We start from the raw sequence: 18,183 nt of genomic DNA, 5'->3' as shown, positions 1-18,183 counted from the left end.
TTACCGATGTAATATCGCAATTTTTTGTAACCTGACGCACCACGAAGGGGATTTTTTGCGAGAACCGCCGCCTAACTGGCGGCGGCCAACGTCTCCACACGCCGGATCGGGATCAGATATTCACAGCGGATCGCCGCGCCGCCGAGCGGGCAGTTGCCCTCCTGCGCCGGGTAGAAACGCTCGATATCCTGCCCCGGCCGGCGAATGGCGTTCATCTGCGGCATGGCGGTGTCATACAGCCGCGCGATAAAATGTTGCAGCCCATCCGCCTGCCCGTGATAGGCGAAGCGAGCATACTCGCCCTGTTCGATGCTCACCCGCTCCCCCACCGCCCCTTCGTCCGGCAACGCCGCGGTGTAGGCCATACGCTGGCTGCCCCGGCGCTGCCGATCGGCCTCCAGGCTGGTGAGGCCGTACGCCACCTCCGGCAGCGTCTGCGGCTGCAGCAATTGCCGCCAGGCATGGCGGCGCAGCTCGCACTTGGAGGCCGCCAGCTGCCCCAACGTGCAGCTGCGGCGCTGAGTGTATCCCACCAGCTGCATGGCGGGCAGCGTCACGATATCGGCCTGCGGCAACGGCGCTTCGGCCAGCCGCAGCGGCGATTGCAGGCCATAGCTGGACCAGTCCTGGCTGCGGCGATAGCTGGCCGGCGGCAGGCCGAACTGTTTGCGAAAGCAACGGGTGAAGGTCTGCTGCGAATCGAACTGGTAAGTATCGGCGATGCAGGCCACGCTGGTATTGGTCAGGCGCAGTTCGCGCGCGGCGGCAGTCAGCCTGCGGCGGCGGGCGTAAGTGCCGAGAATGTGGCCGGTATGCTGCTTGAACATCCGCTGCAAATGCCACTTCGAGTAACCGGACTTGGCGGCGATGTCGTCCAGCGTCAGCGGCTGATCCAGGCTCTGTTCAATCCAGGCCAGCAGCTGTTCAATCACCTGTTGCTGGTGCATGGTATTCCCCTTATTTACCCAGTAATGTCTGCGCCAGTACCCGGCCAGCGGCTTCATCGGCGGCGACCAGCACCGGATAGCCCCAGAATTTGGCGCCGTATTCGGCGAACTCTTCCGCCGCCGCGCGTTTGACCTCGTCCGGCTCCAGCATGATCATGCCTTTCACCCACAGCTTCAGCGCTTCGCGGTTATCGCGTTTCCACAGCGCCACCTGGGTGCGGGCATCGCGATCGTGCTGCTCTTCTTCATCGCCGACGCTGCGATCGGTCATCAGGACGAAGGGTTCGGCGCGCGCCAGCAGCGCGCTGAATTCGGCCAGCTCGGCCTGGGTATCGCGCCCGTTTTGGCGCATCCACACCAGCGGAAAATCGGCGGTATCTAGAGACATAATCAGTTTCCTCACGAAAGGGTTTAGGACCGGTGCTTACTTTATCGGCACCGGCACTAGACCGCATTGCGCAATCAGGACATAATACTTTCCAATTCCGCCAAATTGAGAATTATTCTCATGAAAGTTCAGATCCCCCGTCACTGTCTGGATATCGATCAAGTGCCACGCCCGCTGTTTGCCTTGCAGGGTTCCACTCTCGAGCAGGATTGGGAAGTTGAGCCGCACCGTCACCAGAAGGCGCAGCTGATCTACACGGTACGCGGCATGATCCGCTGCGAAGTGGAAAACGGGCTGTGGCTGGTGCCGCCGCAGTGCGCGCTGTGGATGCCGGGCAACGTGTTGCACAACGCCCAGGGCGCCGGCTCCACCGAAGCCTACTGCCTGTTCGTCGATCAACAGGCCGCCGCCGGTCTGCCGCAAAACTGCTGCACGCTGTCGGTCTCGCCGCTGCTGCGCGAGCTGCTGTTGCAGGCCAGCACCTTCGAACCGCTCTACGACGAACAGGGCGCCGAGGGGCGCCTGACGGCGGTATTGCTGGACCAGCTGGCGGCCGCGCCGATCGAGAACCTGCATCTGCCGGTGTCCGACGACGCGCGCATTCGGCAGTTGACCGAAGGCATGCTGAGCAGCCCGGCGGACAAATCCACCCTCGGGCAGTGGGCGCAGCGCATCGGCATGAGCGAGCGCTCCCTCAGCCGCACCTTGCAGCAGCAGATGGGCATGAGCTTCGGCCACTGGCGGCGCCAGCTGCACGTGATGCTGGCGCTGCAGCGCCTGACGCAGGGCGAGAGCGTACAGACGGTGGCGCTGGATCTGGGCTACGAGAGCGCCAGCGGCTTCGTCACCATGTTCAGAAAGGCGGTGGGCAAACCGCCGGCGCGCTACCTGGCGGAACGCAACGCCTCCGGAGAAACCCTGGGCGGCGCGATCAGCATGTGAAAAAACCGGCGCGCCTGAACGCGCCGAGGGGCAGACACTACTGCGCCAGCCAGCCGCCGTCCATGTTCCAGGCGGCGCCACGCACCTGCGCCGCCGCATCGCTGCACAGGAACAGCGCCAGCTCGCCGAGCTGCTCTGGCGTGACGAACGCTTGCGAAGGCTGCTTCTCCGCCAACAGCTCATCGCGCGCCCGCTGCGGATCGGTCCCGGCGGCAATGCGTTTGTCGATCTGCTGCTGCACCAGCGGCGTCAGCACCCAGCCGGGGCAAATGGCGTTGCAGGTGACCGGCGTGCGCGCGGTCTCCAGCGCCAGCGTCTTGGTCAGCCCCACCACGCCGTGCTTGGCCGCCACATAGGCCGACTTGTCTTTCGACGCCACCAGCCCGTGCACCGACGCCACGTTGATGATGCGCCCCCAGTTACGCTCGCGCATCCCCGGCAGCGCCAATCGGCAGGTGTGGAACACCGCCGACAGGTTAATGGCGAGAATGGCGTTCCATTTCTCCACCGGGAACTGATCCAGCGGCGCCACGTGCTGAATGCCGGCGTTGTTCACCAGAATGTCCACGCCGCCGAACTCGCGTTCGGCATACAGCATCATGTCCGCTATCTGGGCCGCATCGCCGAGATCGGCGCCGTGATACCCCGGCGCGGCGCCCAGCCGCGCGACCTGCGCTTGTGCCTGCTCCACCTCGCCGAAGCCGTTGAGGATCACGCGCGCGCCGGCGGCGGCCAACACGGACGCTATCCCGAGGCCGATGCCGCTGGTCGAGCCGGTCACCAGCGCGGTTTTGCCTTGTACACTCATGGTATCGCTCCTTTAAACAATGCCGGTCAGGTAGAACACGCCGATCACGAACAGCACCGCGGCGCTCTTGATCAGGGTGATGGCGAAGATGCCGCCATAGGCCTGCCGGTGGCTGAGGCCGGTGATCGCCAGCAGGGTGATCACCGCGCCGTTGTGCGGCAAGGTGTCCATGCCGCCGCTGGCCATCGAGGCCACCCGGTGCAGCACCTCCAGCGGAATCTGTGCCGCGTGGGCGGCGGCGATAAAGCTGTCGGACATCGCCGCCAGCGCGATGCTCATGCCGCCGGAGGCCGATCCGGTGATGCCGGCCAACAGGGTGACGCTGATCGCTTCGTTCAGCAGCGGGTTGGGGATCGCCGCCAGCGCCTGCGACAGCACCAAAAAGCCCGGCAGCGCGGCGATCACCGCGCCGAAGCCGTATTCGGAGGCGGTGTTCATCGCCGCCAGGATCGCGCCGCCGACCGCCGTCTTGCTGCCTTCCGCCAGCCGGCCGCGAATATTGCGAAAGCCGAACACCACCACCAGCAGAATACCCGACACCAGCGCCGCTTCCACCGCCCAGATGGCGGTGATCTTCGCCACGTCGGTGGTGATCGGCTTGGCCAGCCCCGGCAGCGTCAGCTCATGGCTGGCGCCGTACCACTGCGGGATCCAATGGGTGAAGCCCAGGTTGAATACCCCGACCAAAATCAACGGCAGGATGGCGATCAGCGGGTTCGGCAGGTTGATGTCGTCCGGGGTTTCCGGCTCGTTCAGCAGATCGGTGCCGTACCCCTCTCCCTTCAGCTGCGCCTTGCGCCGCTGGCGTTCAAGATACAGCAGGCCGATCGCGATGATGAACAGCGAGCCGATCAACCCCAGCCAGGGCGCGGCCCAGGCATTGGTGCCGAAGAAGCTGGTCGGGATGATGTTTTGGATCTGCGGCGTGCCGGGCAAGGCGTCCATGGTGAAGGAGAAGGCGCCGAGCGCCACGGTGGCCGGGATCAGCCGCTTGGGGATACCGCTCTGGCGGAACAGCTCGGCGGCGAACGGATAGACCGCGAACGCCACCACGAACAGCGACACCCCGCCGTAGGTCAGCAGCGCGCACACCAGCACGATCACCGGAATGGCGTGACGCCGGCCGAGAATGCGGATCGCCGCCGCGACGATCGAACGGGAAAAGCCGGACAGCTCGATCAGCTTGCCGAACACCGCCCCCAGCAGGAACACCGGGAAGTAGAGCTTCACGAAGCCGACCATCTTCTCCATAAACAGCCCGGTGAAGGTCGGCGCCACCGCGCCGGGATCGGTCAACAGCACCGCGCCCAGCGCGGCGATCGGGGCGAACAAAATCACGCTGTAGCCGCGGTAGGCGGCCAGCATCAGTAATCCCAGTGCTGCCAGGGCAATCAAAACGCTCATCGGTCACCTCAGTATCGTTGTTATTGTCAGGTACGGAGTGCGAAATTACGGTTTCAGCGCAAAGCGCAGCTGATGCGCCCGTCGCCGTTGAATGCGTTCCCTGCGTGCGTCATCCCAAAGATAAAATCCCCGGCCGCTGCGCTGGCCGGTATCGCCGCGCTGCAACCGCTGCTCCACCAGCGCCATCATCTCGTCGCCGGTCGCCAGTTCCGGGAACAGGTGGCGGGCGATGTCCGCCACCGTCGGCAGCCCGGTCATGTCGGCGGCCTCCAGCGGGCCGACCATGGCGTAGCGCCGCCCCAGCGAGGCGCGCATCACCTGATCCACCACCTCGGCGCTGGCGATGCCGCTGTGGACGATGTGCAGCGCCTCGCGCAGCACCGCAAACTGCAGCCGGTTGCCGACAAACCCCGGCGCGGCGCGCTCCAGCAGCACCGCCTCCAGCGCCATCCCGCCGAGCAGCGCCTGCACCGCCGCCAGATGGCGCGGATCGGTGGCGCGGCCGGGCACGATCTCCACCAGCGGGATCAGGTGCGGCGGGTGCCAGAAGTGGGCGATCAGCAGGCGCTGCGGGTGGGTCATGCGCGCCGCCAGCTCGTCCGGCGGCAGGCCGCTGGTGTTGCTGGCAATCACCGCGTCGTCGGCGATCAGCCCTTCCAACTGCTCATACAGCGCGTGCTTCAGCTCGAGCCGTTCCGGGATCGCCTCAATAAGCAGCCGGGCGCGCGCCACGTCGTTCAGCTCGCCGGTCACGCGCAGGCGCGCCAGCGCCGCGTCGCGCTCAGCGTTATCAAACTGCCCGACGTCGCTCAGCTCGGCCAGAATGCCGCTCGCCACCGCCGGCGCCTCCACCCGGCGCTGCGGATCCGGGTCATACAGCAGCACCTCATGGCCGTGGCGAATAAAGTGGGTGGCGATGCCCACCCCCATCAGCCCGGCACCCAGTACCGCATAGTCAGATGACTGCATCGTGCCCTCCTCGGTTGTTTACGGGCGCTCTACCGCCAGCGCCACACCCTGCCCGCCGCCGATGCACAGCATCGCCAGCCCCTTGTTCACCCCGCGGCGCTGCATTTCGTACAGCAGCGACACCAAAATGCGGCAGCCGGACGCGCCGATCGGATGCCCCAGCGCGATCGCCCCGCCGTTGACGTTGACCCGCTCCGCCTCCCAGCCCAGTTCTTTGCCCACCGCCAGCGCCTGCGCGGCGAAGGCTTCGTTGGCTTCGATCAGATCGACCTCCTCCAGCCGCCAGCCGGCTTTCTCCAAGCAGCGGCGCGCGGCCGGCGCCGGGCCGATGCCCATGATCGCCGGATCGACGCCCGACGAGGCGTAACCGGCGATGCGCGCCAGCACCGGCAAGCGCAGCGCGGCGGCTTTTTCCGCGCTCATCAGCAGCACCACGGCGGCGCCGTCGTTGAGCGACGAGGCGTTGCCGGCGGTCACCGTGCCCTCCTTGCGAAACGCCGGGCGCAGCCGCGCCAGCGCCTCCAGGCTGGTATCGCGCGGCTGCTCGTCGTGCTTAACAAGCAACGCTTCGCCCTTCGGCTTCGGCACCGTCACCGGCGTGATCTCCTGCGCAAAACGCCCGGCCTGCTGCGCCGCCTGCGCCTTCTGCTGCGAACGCAGCGCAAAGCTGTCCTGCTCAGCGCGGCTGATGGCGTATTTCTCCGCCAGGTTCTCGGCGGTGATGCCCATGTGGTAGTCGTTGAACGCGTCCCACAGGCCATCGTGGATCACGCTGTCCACCATCTGCGCGTGACCGAGGCGCAGACCGGCGCGCGCGCCGGCCATCAGGTAAGGCGACTGGCTCATGCTCTCCTGGCCGCCGGCGATCACCGCCTCGGCGTCGCCGCTGCGGATCGCCTGCACCGCCAGATGCACCGCCTTCAAACCGGAGCCGCACACCTTGTTGATAGTCAGCGCCGGCGTCGTAACGGGCAGCCCGGCATTCAGCGCGGTCTGGCGCGCCGGGTTCTGCCCGCAGCCGGCGCTCAGCACCTGGCCGAGGATCACTTCATCGATCTGCTGCGGCGCTACCCCGCTTTGCGCCAGCAGCCCCTGCACCGCCGCCGTGCCCAGTTCCACCGCCGTCAACGGCGCCAGCGCGCCGTGAAAACTGCCGACCGGCGTGCGCGTTGCCGCCACGATCACCACTTCACGTTGTTGCACATTCACCTCCCGTTTCAGAAACGCATTTCCGGCACTTGCTCCGGCACGATCAGCCGGCCGGCGGTTTTGGCGACAATCTCCGCCACGCTGACGCCCGGCGCGCGTTCGCGCAGCACGAAGGCGCCGTCTTCAATTTCCAGATAAGCCAGATCGGTCAATACCTTGCGGATGCAGTTGGCGCCGGTCAGTGGCAGCGTGCAGCGCGGCAGCAGCTTGGACTCGCCGCCTTTCGAGGCGTGGGTCATCACCACGATGATGTTCTCCGCCCCCGCCACCAGATCCATCGCACCGCCCATGCCCTTGACCATCTTGCCGGGGATCATCCATGAGGCGATGTTGCCCTCGACGTCCACTTCAAACGCCCCCAGCACGGTCAGATCGACGTGGCCGCCGCGGATCATGGCGAACGACTGCGCCGAATCGAAGATCGACGCGCCGAGGCGTGCGGTGACCGTCTGCTTGCCGGCGTTGATCATGTCTGCGTCCAGCTGCTGCTCGGTCGGGAACTCGCCCATCCCCAGCAGGCCGTTTTCCGACTGCAGCATCACGTCCATGCCCGCCGGCACGTAGTTGGCCACCAGCGTCGGGATGCCGATGCCCAGGTTGACGTAGTCACCGTCCCGCAGCTCTTGCGCCACGCGCTGCGCCATTTGTTCACGGGTAAGCATGCAAATTCTCCTTATGCCCGCAGGGTGCGTTGTTCGATACGCTTCTCGAAGGTGCCCTGGATCAGCCGATCGACGTAGATGCCGGGGGTGTGGATCGCCGCCGGATCCAGCTCGCCCGGCGCGACGATCTCTTCCACTTCCACCACCGTGATGCGCCCGGCGGTCGCCATCAGCGGATTGAAGTTCTGTGCGGTGTGGCGGTAGATGACGTTGCCGAAGTGATCGGCCTTCCAGCCTTTAACGATGGCGAAATCGCCGGTGATGGCGGTTTCCATGATGTAAGGGCGGCCGTTGAACTCGCGCACCTCTTTGCCTGCGGCGATCGGCGTGCCGTAACCGGTGGCGGTGAAGAACGCCGGGATACCGGCGCCGCCGGCGCGGATCTTCTCCGCCAGCGTGCCCTGCGGCGTGAGATCCACCTCCAGCTCGCCGCTGAGCGCCTGCTGCTCGAACAGCGCGTTTTCGCCGACGTAAGATCCCACCACCTTGCGGATCTGCTGGGTTTCCAGCAGCCGCCCGAGGCCGAACCCGTCGACGCCGCAGTTGTTGGAGACCACCGTCAACCCGCGCACGCCGCGCCGGCGGATCTCTTCGATCAGGTTTTCCGGAATGCCGCACAGGCCAAAGCCGCCCGCCAGCACCGTCATGTTGTCCGTCAGGCCTGCCAGCGCTTCCTGGTAGCTGCCGACGCGTTTGTCGAGCCCTGCCATATCGTTGCCCCTGCATGTTGCGGCGCAGGGCGAAATGCCCTGGCTTGCGTGAGGGCATCTTCAGGTCACAAAAATGATTTGTTAATTTTGTTTTTATGCCGCATTCATTTAGAATTTTTATTAATTAGCCGTTAACCGACAATTAACAAAGAGTTAACGTCAGCCAAAATGAAAATGAGCATCAAACAGTTACGCGCGTTTTTAGCGGTAGCTCACACTCTGAACTTCGCCCAGGCCAGCGAGCGGCTGAATATTTCTCAGCCGGCGCTCAGCCTGGCGATCCGTGGGCTGGAAGACGCGCTGGGCGGGCCGCTGCTGCTGCGCACCACCCGCCGGGTGACGCTGACGCCGGAGGGGGAAACCTTCTTCCCGATGGCGCGCCAGCTGCTGGCGGATTGGGATAACGCGGAAGAAGCGATGCGCCAGCGCTTCACCCTGCAGATGGGCAAGGTGGCGATCGCCGCCATGCCGTCGTTCGCCGGCAACCCGCTGCCGCCGATCCTCAAGGCGTTTCGCGATCGCTACGCCGGCATCAACGTGGCGGTGCACGACGTCATCAACGAGCAGGTGTTTGAAATGATCCGCGAAGGGCGGGTGGAGATGGGCATCGCCTTCGAGCCGGAGCCGAGCGACACCCTGCACTTCACCCCGCTGTGCCGCGATCGCTTTCTGGCGGTGGTGCCGAAAGATTCGGCGCTGGCGCGCAAGGCGCAGGTGAGCTGGAAGGAGCTGCTGACGCTGGATTTCATCACCCTGCAGCGGCCATCGGCGGTGCGGCTGCTGCTGGAGCAGGAACTGGCCCGCAGCGGACGAACGCTGGAGGTGGCGTTTGAAAGCCACCAGTTGGTGACGGTCGGGCGCATGGTGGCCAACGGCCTCGGCGCCAGCGCGGTGCCGGCGCTGTGCGAGCAACAGATGGATGAGCTGGGGGCGGTCTGCGTGCCGCTGATCGGCCCGATCATCGAACGGCGCGTGGGCCTGATCCGCCTGGCGCAGCATCAACTCTCTTCCGCCGCGCAGGCGCTGGCGACGGTGATCGAACGGGAAATGGCGGGGAGTGGCGCGCAGCCTGCGCTTAAACCGTAAACCCGACGTGCTTGCCGCCCGGCAGCTCAACGTCCAGGCGCAGCGTGCCGCCCATCGCTTCCACATAGCGTTTCAGGGTCGAAATCTTCAGCTCATTGCCGCGCCCTTCGATGGCCGCGACCGAAGGCTGGGAAATGCCCAGCGTTTTCGCCAATTCCTGTTGGGAAATATTCAGCGCTTCCCGCAGCTGGTGCAGGTGTGCTTCAAACAGCATCTCTTCGGCCATTTCCTCGATGCGCCGGCGGCTCTCCGGGGTGCGGGAGGCCAGCAGTTGCTTTAAGGTGCTCATGGGTGACTCCTTGTAAACTCTTTCGTTGTCATTACCGTCCACATGGCATCGCCTGATTATAGATTACAATCTATGAAGAGCCGATAGACCGGAATCTATAATTTTATCCAGACCGCCATTGGCGTTTTGCCTGGCAGCTCGCAAAAGAAGGGGGGAATTGTCTTGCGGCTTCGCCAGGGGATGCGGACGTTTTATTCCCCACTCCAACGCCGCCGCGCTCTTTACGGCATTTTTATTCCACGCCCCATTAACGTTACGGCGTTTTTACAGACAGTTTTTGCCGCCACAGATACCCTTTTCACATCGCCGCTATGGCTTCACAAGAGAGTTGTCTCATGCGTTTATCCCTGCCTCTGGCCGTGACCGGTCGCCGTTCTGGAGCACGCCATGCATTCTAATATCATCGGCTTCAATCCGCTGCTGGCGGAGCTGCCCGCTTCGACGACCCGCACCTTCCACAAAGAGCTGGAGCACTACCTGCAGCGCTATCCGCAGACCGAACAGCTGGACATTTATCTGCACGATCTGAACGGCCAGCTGCGCGGCAAGCGGCTGCCGATCGCCGAAGCCTTTGGGCTGGAAAAAGGCTGCTACTTTCCGCTGTCGATCTACGCCCTGGATCTGCACGGCCGGGTGATTGAAGAAAGCGGGCTGGGGCAGCGGGCGGGCGAACCGGACCGCCTGTGCCTGCCGGTGCCCGGTACGCTGCGCCCCTGCGCGCGCGATCCCGAACGCCACGCCCAGCTGCTGCTGACGATGCAAAACGCCGACGGCGGCGCCTGCGAGCTGGAGCCGCGCGTGGTGCTGCAACGGGTGCTGAAGCGCCTGCACGAGCGCAACTGCTTCCCGGTGGTGGCGGCCGAACTGGAGTTCTACCTGCAGGATCCGCAGCACCCCGCCGAGGCGGAAGCCTGCCCGACGCAGAGCTTCGCGGTGGATGCGCCCGAGCGCCACCATGCGCTGCTGAGCGACATCGAACGGCACGCCCGCCTGCAAGCCCTGCCGTTGACCGGCGTGGTGGCCGAAGCCGCCTCCGGCCAGTACGAGCTGAACCTGCATCACAGCCGGCGCGTGCTGGAAGCCTGCGACCAGATCATGGCGCTGAAACGCCTAACGCGGCAGATTGCCGAGCAACACCACCAGCACGCCTGCTTTATGGCCAAGCCCTGCGCCCACGCCGCCGGCAGCGGGCTGCATTTTCACATCAGCCTGCAGAACGAGCACGGCGAGAATCTGCTGACCGGCGCGCCGGGCGAACTGAGCGACAACATGCAGCAGGCGATGGCGGGCATGCTGGCGCTGATGCCGGCGTCGATGGCGATCCTGGCGCCCAACATCAACGCGTTTCGCCGCTTCCGCCCTGGCATGCACGTGCCGCTGCGCGCCTCCTGGGGCCACAACAACCGCACGGTGGCGCTGCGCCTGCCCTGCGCCGACAGCGCCAACCAGCGCATCGAATACCGCCTGGCCGGCGCCGACGCCAACCCCTATCTGGCGCTGGCGGTGATGCTCGGCGGCCTGCTGCACGGGCTGGAAAACCCGCAGCCGCTGCCGCCCGCCGCCAACGGCTGCGAGAGCGACAACGCCGCGCCCTTGCCGCTCGGCCAACAGGAGGCACTGGCGCTGTTCCGCCACAGCGATCCGCTGCGTGAGCTGCTCGGCCCGGCGTTCTGCACCCTGTGGCACACCTGTAAAAGCGCCGAACTGCGCCGCTTCGAGGAACAGGTCACCGCCGCCGAACTCGGCTGGATGCTGTAACCCCCGGTTCATTAACCTAAGGATAATCATGAATATGCAACCGCAACGGGCGCCCGTGCAGCCGCTGCTCTGCTGGCGCAAAGGCGTTTTTCATATCAGCACCGATCGGCAGTTGTTGGATATCGAGGCGCTCCAGCGTTTCCTCAGCCTGCCGGATCGGGCGGCGGCCGAGCGCCTGGTGCACCACGGCCTGTGCTTCGGGCTGTACCGCAAGCGCCACCTGCTCGGTTTCGCCCGCATGGTGACCGATTACGCCACCTTCGCGTCAGTGAGTGAACTGTTCGTCAGCGCCGAATACCGCGGCGTCGGGCTGGGAAGCTGGCTGACGCGCTGCTGCCTGGCGCATCCGGCCTTGCGCGGCCTGCGCGTCACGCTGCCCGCGCTGCAAGCGCCCTGGCGCGCCGATGGTTCGGCGCACGCCCTGCGCGCCCTTCACTGATAAGGAGACCCCCATGTCTCGTTTGGTGCTGATTTCCAACAAGCAGTGCGACGGTAAGGATCTGGCCTGCGCCGGCCAGACGCTGGCGGCCGACGCCGAACCGGGACTGTGGCTCGGCTGGAACGGCGACGTGCAGAATTTCGCGCAGCGCCCGATCAGCTGCCGCCAACGCGCCGGTTACGATCAGGTGACCTTCCCGCTGTCGATCGAGGAGTTTCGCCGCCACTATCAGGGCTACTACCACGACGGCCTGTGGCCGGTGTTCCACAACCAGCCGGAGAAGGCGCACTTCACGCCGGAAAACTACCGCGCCTACCGGCAACTGAACCGCCGGTTTGCCGATATTGCCTGCGAGCACCTGTGCCCCGACGACATCGTCTGCATCGACGACTACCAGCTGCTGCCCTGCGCCCAGGCGCTGAAGGAACAGGGGCTGCTGAACGCCTGCGCGTTCTTCTTCCACCTGCCGTTCCCGTCGGCGGCGCTGCTGCGGCGCATCCCGGAACATCACCAGCTGATCGCTTCTCTGCTGTTCTACGATCTGATCGGCTTTACCACCACCGACGATCGCAACGCCTTTCTCAGTTGCCTGGCGGCCGAGTTCCCGCTGGAGATGCTGCCCGACGATCAGATCCAGGCCAACGGGCATATTTTCGCCACCGGCATTTTCCCCGCCGGCATCAACGGCAGGCAGGTTTATTGACCGCAGTCCACCGGCGGCCGACTCTCTGGTTCAGGCCGCCAACCGCTCACCCCGTCCATCCAACCGTTCACCCGGCGAATCTGACCGCTGAGCGAAATACGCCTGTCTTCCCCCCTTACCCCCGGCGATGATGAGCTGTTCCTAAACCCGCCTTACCTCGGGAAAGACGCTACGGCTCACCGCGCCACTCTGACATCTCTTACAAGCGGATGAGTTCATTCATATTTTGCAGACTGGAATTAAGGATACCTCATGAAACGAGAGGGGATTTTAAAGCACATTCCGTGGATGCTGCTGGGGATACTCGGCGCAGCCTGCCTTGGCGTGGTGGCGCTGCGCCGCGGCGAACACATCAGCGCGCTGTGGATCGTCGTCGCTTCGGTGGCGGTGTATCTGGTGGCCTACCGCTACTACAGCCTGTACATCGCCACCAAGGTGATGAAACTGGACGCCGGCCGCGCCACCCCGGCGGTGGTCAACAACGACGGCCTGAACTACGTGCCGACCAACAAGAACGTGCTGTTCGGCCACCACTTCGCCGCCATCGCCGGCGCCGGGCCGCTGGTGGGGCCGGTGCTGGCCGCGCAGGTCGGCTACCTGCCCGGCACGCTGTGGCTGCTGGGCGGCGTGGTGCTGGCGGGGGCAGTGCAGGACTTTATGGTGCTGTTCATCTCCTCGCGCCGCAACGGCGCCTCGCTCGGTGAGATCATCAAAAAAGAGATGGGGCCGATACCGGGCACCATCGCGCTGTTCGGCTGCTTCCTGATCATGATCATCATCCTGGCGGTGCTGGCACTGATCGTGGTGAAAGCGCTGGCGGAAAGCCCGTGGGGCGTGTTCACCGTCTGCTCCACCGTGCCGATCGCGCTGTTTATGGGCATCTACATGCGCTATCTGCGCCCCGGCCGCGTGGGTGAAGTATCAATCATCGGCATCGTGCTGCTGGTGGCCGCCATCTGGTTCGGCGGCGTGGTGGCGCACGACCCGTACTGGGGCCCGGCGCTGACCTTTAAAGACACCACCATCACCTTCACGCTGATCGGCTACGCGTTCGTCTCCGCCCTGCTGCCGGTGTGGCTGATCCTGGCGCCGCGCGACTACCTGGCGACCTTCCTGAAAATCGGCGTGATCGTCGGGCTGGCGATCGGCATCGTGATCCTCAACCCTGAGCTGAAAATGCCGGCGGTCACCCAGTTCGTCGACGGCACCGGCCCGGTGTGGAAAGGCACCCTGTTCCCGTTCCTGTTCATTACCATCGCCTGCGGCGCGGTCTCCGGCTTCCATGCGCTGATCGCCTCCGGCACCACGCCGAAGCTGTTGGCCAATGAGACCGACGCGCGCTTTATCGGCTACGGCGCGATGCTGATGGAGTCCTTCGTCGCCATCATGGCGCTGGTGGCGGCTTCCATTATCGAGCCGGGCCTGTACTTCGCCATGAACACCCCGCCGGCGGCGCTGGGCATCACCATGCCGGATCTGCACCGCCTGGGCACCGAAGACGCGCCGATGATCATGGCTTCGCTGAAGGACGTGACCGTGCATGCGGCGGCGGCGGTCAGCTCCTGGGGCTTCGTCATCAGCCCGGAACAGATCCTGCAGACCGCCACCGACATCGGCGAACCTTCGGTGCTGAACCGCGCCGGCGGCGCGCCAACGCTGGCGGTGGGCATCGCCCACGTGTTCCACCAGATCATTCCGGGCGCCAACATGGGCTTCTGGTACCACTTCGGCATTCTGTTTGAGGCGCTGTTCATCCTGACCGCACTGGACGCCGGCACCCGCTCCGGCCGCTTTATGCTGCAGGATCTGCTGGGCAACTTCGTGCCGTTCCTGAAGAAAACCGACTCGCTGGTGGCCGGCATCATCGGCACCGCCGGCTGCGTCGGGCTGTGGGGCTACCTGCTGTATCAGGGCGTGGTGGATCCGCTCGGCGGCGTGAAGAGCCTGTGGCCGCTGTTCGGCATCTCCAACCAGATGCTGGCCGCCGTGGCGCTGGTGCTGGGCACCGTGGTGCTGATTAAGATGAAGCGCACCCAATACATCTGGGTGACCGTGCTGCCGGCGGTGTGGCTGCTGATCTGCACCACCTACGCGCTGGGCCTGAAGCTGTTCAGCGACAACCCACAGCTGGAAGGCTTCTTCTTCCTGGCCGGCGAGTACAAGCGCAAGATCGCCGAAGGCGGCGCCGAGCTGAGCGCCCAGCAGATCGCCAACATGAACCACATCGTGGTGAACAACTACACCAACGCCGGGCTGAGTATTCTGTTCCTGCTGGTGGTGTACAGCATCATCTTCTACGGGGTGAAAACCGCGCTGGCGGCGCACAAAAACCCGAAACGCACCGATCAGGAAACGCCTTACGTGCCGGTGCCGCAGGCCGCGCCCGCCGACGGCGTAACTGAGGGGGAGGTCAAAGTTTCGACCCAGCATTGATGTGATTTAACGGATACCCTGCATAATGAAATCAGTTATGCAGTACCGACATGAAAGCTAACCGGTACCCAAAGGATTTCGGGCCGCAGCAAGGCGGCAAGTGAGCGAATCCCCAGGAGCTTACTCAAGTAAGTGACTGGGGTTCGGGAGTGCAGCCAACACCGCTGCGGTTCGAAAGACGAAGGGTAAGCAGGGTATTTGGGAGTAAGAAACTATGTTCGGAAATCTCGGCCAGGCGGGGAAGTACCTCGGGCAGGCGGCGCGCATGTTGGTGGGCGTGCCTGACTACGATACCTACGTCCAGCACATGAAAGACAACCACCCGGACAAGCCGGTGATGACCTATAAAGAATTTTTCCGCGAGCGCCAGCAAGCGCGCTACGGCGGCGACGGCAAAGGCGGCATGCGCTGCTGTTAACCCGCAGTCACAAGGACCCGTATGAAACCCATTGCAGTCACCATCCTGACCGGCTTTTTGGGCGCCGGCAAAACCACCCTGCTGCGCCACATCCTGAACGCCGAACACGGCTATAAAATCGCGGTCATCGAGAACGAGTTCGGCGAAGTGCCGATCGACGACGCGCTGATCGGCGATCGCGCCAGCCGCATCACCACGTTGAGTAACGGCTGCATCTGCTGCAGCAAATCCAACGAACTGGCGGACGCGCTGCTGGATCTGCTGGACGGCGTCGACAGCGGCCAGCTGGTGTTCGATCGGCTGATCATCGAATGCACCGGCATGGCCGATCCCGGCCCGATTACCCAGACCTTTTTCTCGCACGAGATCCTGTGCGAGCGCTTCCTGCTGGACGGTATCATCACCCTGGTGGACGCGGCGCACGCCGACCAGCAGCTGAGCCAGTTCAGCATCGCCCAGGCGCAGGTGGGCTACGCCGACCGCCTCCTGCTGACCAAAACCGACGTGGCGCCGGACTGCGAGGCGCTGATCCAGCGGCTGCAGCGGATGAACGCCCGCGCGCCGGTCTACAAGGTGACACACGGCGATATCGATCTGAGCGTGCTGTTCGACATCGAAGGCTTTACGCTGAACGACAAGCTCAACCTGACGCCGCCCGCCCCGCTGTTCCGCCGCATCCCGCAGCCGCAGAGCGACATCCGCTCGATCGTAGTGACGCTGGAGCGCCCGCTGCCGCTGATGCAAATCTCCGACGTGATGGAAGGCCTGCTGCTGGAATACGCCGACAACCTGCTGCGCTACAAAGGCATTCTGTCTATCGAAAACGAGCCGCGCCGCCTGCTGTTCCAGGGCGTGCAGCGCCTGTATAACGCCGACTGGGATCGGGAGTGGCTGCCTGGTGAGGAACGCCGGAGCACCTTGGTATTTATTGGTGTGGACCTGCCGGAGGAGGAGATTCGGGGAAGGATTGGGGGGTTGGGGTAAGCAGGGTTTAGATATTGGGGCCTGTGGGTGGGCTCCTTTATGGGCTTATGGTGCTAACGGGGTGGAGGGAGTGGCATTAGCCGTAGTGTGTTTCCTGCTTGTTTTTTCTTACGATAATAAACCTACTGCCATCACATTCCATTTTATTAGCTTTAACTAATAAATATCGCCTATGGATTTATGACTAATCATTTAATGCCGAGAGAATGGCAAATTGCGAGATGCATTCCAATCCTAAAAGTAAATAAACTGTAATTCTATACAGCTTATTTTTTCCCTTTGCTGATAACGCTATAGTTTTTCCGCTGCGGAAAAATCCGCAGCCGGAGTTAGCGTTCCGAATCTGACATACTACCGCTGTATTATGTAATAATGCAGCAGCTTTAGTTCACTCCAAATAATGGTGGCTCAGGCGGGGGCTTCGCAAGAAGCGCCGGTTCGTATGTCCCGGTGACGCTAACCCCGTCTGGGCTACCACCCGAGTTTAGCGTCTCTGGTGATAGTCATTAATCAATGACATACGGAGATGCACCCATGACAAAGGTTCCCACTACAGAATCCGTTGCAAGCACCCTCACCCTCTACCGCCAACTGTTTAACCACCTCGATCTCAGCGCTTTTAACCCTTCAGAACTTTTAGACCTGGCCGCACTCTCTGCTGAACAGGCGGAAGGTTTGTGCCACGGCCTGATGCTATTCGGCCATTTACTGCAAAAGCACCCACAGCTGGATACCGAAGGCTGGGAGCAGATGAATCGCTACCTCAACGCTACGGCGCATCTGGTTCCTGCGCTGTGTAACCTTTATGGGCGGGCACTGCGGGAGATGGAAGCCTGCGGCTAACGTAAATGGCAATCAGGGCGATGCTCATCGCCCTTCCCACCCACAATTTCCAATAGATCTGACTGACATATCACAACAAAAGCATTCATCAAGGTAGGCATTTCCTCCCCTACCTGGCATAGTTAACGCATTCGGTAAATCGATGAGTTAACTGCTGGGTATGGATGTATGGCTGCTGCAAAACTTTGGACTAGAGAAGAATTACTGATCGCTTTCACTCTGTACAGCCAAATACCGTTTGGCAAACTTCATTCGAGAAATCCCGAAATAATCCACTATGCAAAATTGATTGACCGTACGCCGTCGGCGTTAGCCATGAAACTGGTTAACCTCGCTAGTTTGGATCCATACATTATCGAATCTGGTCGAAGCGGTTTGAAAGGCGCTTCCAATGCCGATCGCGAGCTGTGGAAAGAAATGAGCCAAGATATGGATTTGTTTAATCAGCAATGCCAAACGGCAATGGAACACTTGGAGAAACCAGCCGCACCTGATTTTGATGAAGAGCCAAAAGATTTCAGTGGCAGAGATAAGTTCTCTACAGTCAAAACACGTGTAGACCAAAACCTGTTTCGCAAAAATGTATTGGAAGCTTACGAATATCGTTGCTGCATAACCGGATTAGAAGAACCAGCATTACTCGTTGCTAGCCATATCCTGCCTTGGAGCCACTCAATCGAACAACGCCTTAACCCTAGTAACGGATTGTGCCTGTCCAGCCTGCATGACAAGGCTTTTGACCGTGGGCTAATCACTTTCGACGAAGACTTGAGACTGGTACTATCAAATAAAATCAAGCTATTGAAAAGCAGTATCTATGTGGAAAACTTCGAGATATATGAGGGTGAAATAATTAGCACGCCTATAAATCATTCTCCAGATAAAGCTCATCTTGCTTTTCATAGAGAGAATATCTTCATTGGAAATTAGGCTTACATATCATTACTACAGATCCAATGTTGCTAAATGAGCATTATCAGAATGGGTAGTTACGAAAGACCGACTTGGGGCGCAAGAAACATTTTTCGGCGGCCATCATTTGAGCGAAGGCCGAACTCGAACATCGCAACTATCCTTTTGATCTTTAGTAATTAAAGCAATCCACATTGTCGATGATACCATCATTGATACCATCAGTCCCGATTGGTGATAATCGAACGCTATAAAAAATCATGACGAACATTATGAATG

The 18,183-nt window shown here is 62.4% G+C and carries 19 protein-coding genes; 10 read left to right on the top strand and 9 right to left on the bottom strand.

What is annotated here, in order from left to right; translation table 11 throughout:
- Positions 1 to 71: 71 nt before the first annotated feature.
- Together M6G53_RS08320 and M6G53_RS08315 are read right to left on the bottom strand one after the other, a co-directional pair.
- Positions 72 to 947, bottom strand: a complete 876-nt coding sequence (locus tag M6G53_RS08320) for a helix-turn-helix domain-containing protein (protein ID WP_253330439.1) — start codon at positions 945 to 947, stop codon at positions 72 to 74.
- A 10-nt stretch (positions 948 to 957) separates the two neighbouring features.
- On the bottom strand, positions 958 to 1,335 hold the full coding sequence (locus M6G53_RS08315) for a hypothetical protein (RefSeq protein ID WP_253330437.1): 378 nt from the start codon (positions 1,333 to 1,335) through the stop codon (positions 958 to 960).
- A gap of 120 nt (positions 1,336 to 1,455) precedes the next feature.
- On the opposite strand from M6G53_RS08315, the gene M6G53_RS08310 reads away from it, so the two are divergent.
- A complete protein-coding gene (locus tag M6G53_RS08310; RefSeq protein WP_253330435.1) occupies positions 1,456 to 2,277 on the top strand; it encodes an AraC family transcriptional regulator in 822 nt (273 codons plus the stop codon).
- A gap of 37 nt (positions 2,278 to 2,314) precedes the next feature.
- On the opposite strand, the gene M6G53_RS08305 is transcribed toward M6G53_RS08310, so the two are convergent.
- From M6G53_RS08305 to M6G53_RS08280, 6 genes are read right to left on the bottom strand one after another with little or no spacing between them, the layout of a single operon-like run.
- Positions 2,315 to 3,085 (bottom strand): 3-hydroxybutyrate dehydrogenase, encoded by a 771-nt coding sequence (locus tag M6G53_RS08305; protein WP_253330433.1) that lies wholly within the window; start codon positions 3,083 to 3,085, stop codon positions 2,315 to 2,317.
- A 12-nt stretch (positions 3,086 to 3,097) separates the two neighbouring features.
- Entirely contained in the window at positions 3,098 to 4,489 is a 1,392-nt protein-coding gene (locus tag M6G53_RS08300; protein WP_253330432.1) for a GntP family permease, read from the bottom strand.
- Positions 4,490 to 4,534: 45 nt separating this feature from the next.
- Positions 4,535 to 5,458, bottom strand: a complete 924-nt coding sequence (locus M6G53_RS08295) for a 3-hydroxyacyl-CoA dehydrogenase family protein (RefSeq protein WP_060422138.1) — start codon at positions 5,456 to 5,458, stop codon at positions 4,535 to 4,537.
- A gap of 18 nt (positions 5,459 to 5,476) precedes the next feature.
- Positions 5,477 to 6,661, bottom strand: a complete 1,185-nt coding sequence (locus tag M6G53_RS08290; RefSeq protein ID WP_193158641.1) for an acetyl-CoA C-acetyltransferase — start codon at positions 6,659 to 6,661, stop codon at positions 5,477 to 5,479.
- Positions 6,662 to 6,675: 14 nt separating this feature from the next.
- Entirely contained in the window at positions 6,676 to 7,329 is a 654-nt protein-coding gene (locus M6G53_RS08285; RefSeq protein ID WP_253330430.1) for a CoA transferase subunit B, read from the bottom strand.
- A gap of 11 nt (positions 7,330 to 7,340) precedes the next feature.
- Positions 7,341 to 8,039 (bottom strand): CoA transferase subunit A, encoded by a 699-nt coding sequence (locus tag M6G53_RS08280; RefSeq protein WP_253330428.1) that lies wholly within the window; start codon positions 8,037 to 8,039, stop codon positions 7,341 to 7,343.
- A gap of 168 nt (positions 8,040 to 8,207) precedes the next feature.
- On the opposite strand from M6G53_RS08280, the gene M6G53_RS08275 reads away from it, so the two are divergent.
- The gene (locus M6G53_RS08275) at positions 8,208 to 9,125 is read left to right on the top strand and encodes a LysR family transcriptional regulator (protein ID WP_069100376.1); all 918 of its coding nucleotides are present in this window, start codon (positions 8,208 to 8,210) and stop codon (positions 9,123 to 9,125) included.
- Here the strand turns inward: M6G53_RS08275 and M6G53_RS08270 are convergent.
- Positions 9,115 to 9,414 (bottom strand): helix-turn-helix domain-containing protein, encoded by a 300-nt coding sequence (locus M6G53_RS08270; protein ID WP_019453270.1) that lies wholly within the window; start codon positions 9,412 to 9,414, stop codon positions 9,115 to 9,117. The genes M6G53_RS08275 and M6G53_RS08270 overlap by 11 nt on opposite strands.
- A gap of 387 nt (positions 9,415 to 9,801) precedes the next feature.
- Between M6G53_RS08270 and M6G53_RS08265 the strand changes: the two genes are divergently transcribed.
- The 8 genes from M6G53_RS08265 (at position 9,802) to M6G53_RS08230 (ending at position 17,922) form a co-directional block, all read left to right on the top strand.
- Positions 9,802 to 11,172: a glutamine synthetase family protein gene (locus tag M6G53_RS08265; RefSeq protein WP_253330426.1), complete on the top strand. Its 1,371-nt coding sequence runs from the start codon at positions 9,802 to 9,804 to the stop codon at positions 11,170 to 11,172.
- A gap of 28 nt (positions 11,173 to 11,200) precedes the next feature.
- The gene (locus M6G53_RS08260) at positions 11,201 to 11,611 is read left to right on the top strand and encodes a GNAT family N-acetyltransferase (protein ID WP_253330423.1); all 411 of its coding nucleotides are present in this window, start codon (positions 11,201 to 11,203) and stop codon (positions 11,609 to 11,611) included.
- Positions 11,612 to 11,624: 13 nt separating this feature from the next.
- On the top strand, positions 11,625 to 12,314 hold the full coding sequence (locus M6G53_RS08255; protein ID WP_253330420.1) for a trehalose-6-phosphate synthase: 690 nt from the start codon (positions 11,625 to 11,627) through the stop codon (positions 12,312 to 12,314).
- A gap of 252 nt (positions 12,315 to 12,566) precedes the next feature.
- Positions 12,567 to 14,747, top strand: a complete 2,181-nt coding sequence (locus tag M6G53_RS08250) for a carbon starvation CstA family protein (protein WP_197781081.1) — start codon at positions 12,567 to 12,569, stop codon at positions 14,745 to 14,747.
- A gap of 214 nt (positions 14,748 to 14,961) precedes the next feature.
- Positions 14,962 to 15,165 (top strand): YbdD/YjiX family protein, encoded by a 204-nt coding sequence (locus M6G53_RS08245; protein WP_004953088.1) that lies wholly within the window; start codon positions 14,962 to 14,964, stop codon positions 15,163 to 15,165.
- A 21-nt stretch (positions 15,166 to 15,186) separates the two neighbouring features.
- Positions 15,187 to 16,149 (top strand): GTPase, encoded by a 963-nt coding sequence (yjiA, locus tag M6G53_RS08240; protein ID WP_253330418.1) that lies wholly within the window; start codon positions 15,187 to 15,189, stop codon positions 16,147 to 16,149.
- 534 nt (positions 16,150 to 16,683) lie between these two features.
- Positions 16,684 to 16,992, top strand: coding sequence for a hypothetical protein (locus M6G53_RS08235; protein WP_149571010.1), 309 nt, complete (start codon positions 16,684 to 16,686; stop codon positions 16,990 to 16,992).
- Between the two features lie 168 nt (positions 16,993 to 17,160).
- A complete protein-coding gene (locus M6G53_RS08230; protein WP_253330416.1) occupies positions 17,161 to 17,922 on the top strand; it encodes an HNH endonuclease in 762 nt (253 codons plus the stop codon).
- The last annotated feature ends 261 nt before the right edge of the window (positions 17,923 to 18,183 follow it).

Origin of the sequence: Serratia nevei (assembly GCF_024160145.1) — a bacterium.
Classification (GTDB): Bacteria; Pseudomonadota; Gammaproteobacteria; order Enterobacterales; family Enterobacteriaceae; genus Serratia; species Serratia nevei_A.
The sequence above is the reverse complement of the archived record's forward strand: the minus strand, read 5'-3'. Positions and strand labels throughout refer to the sequence as shown.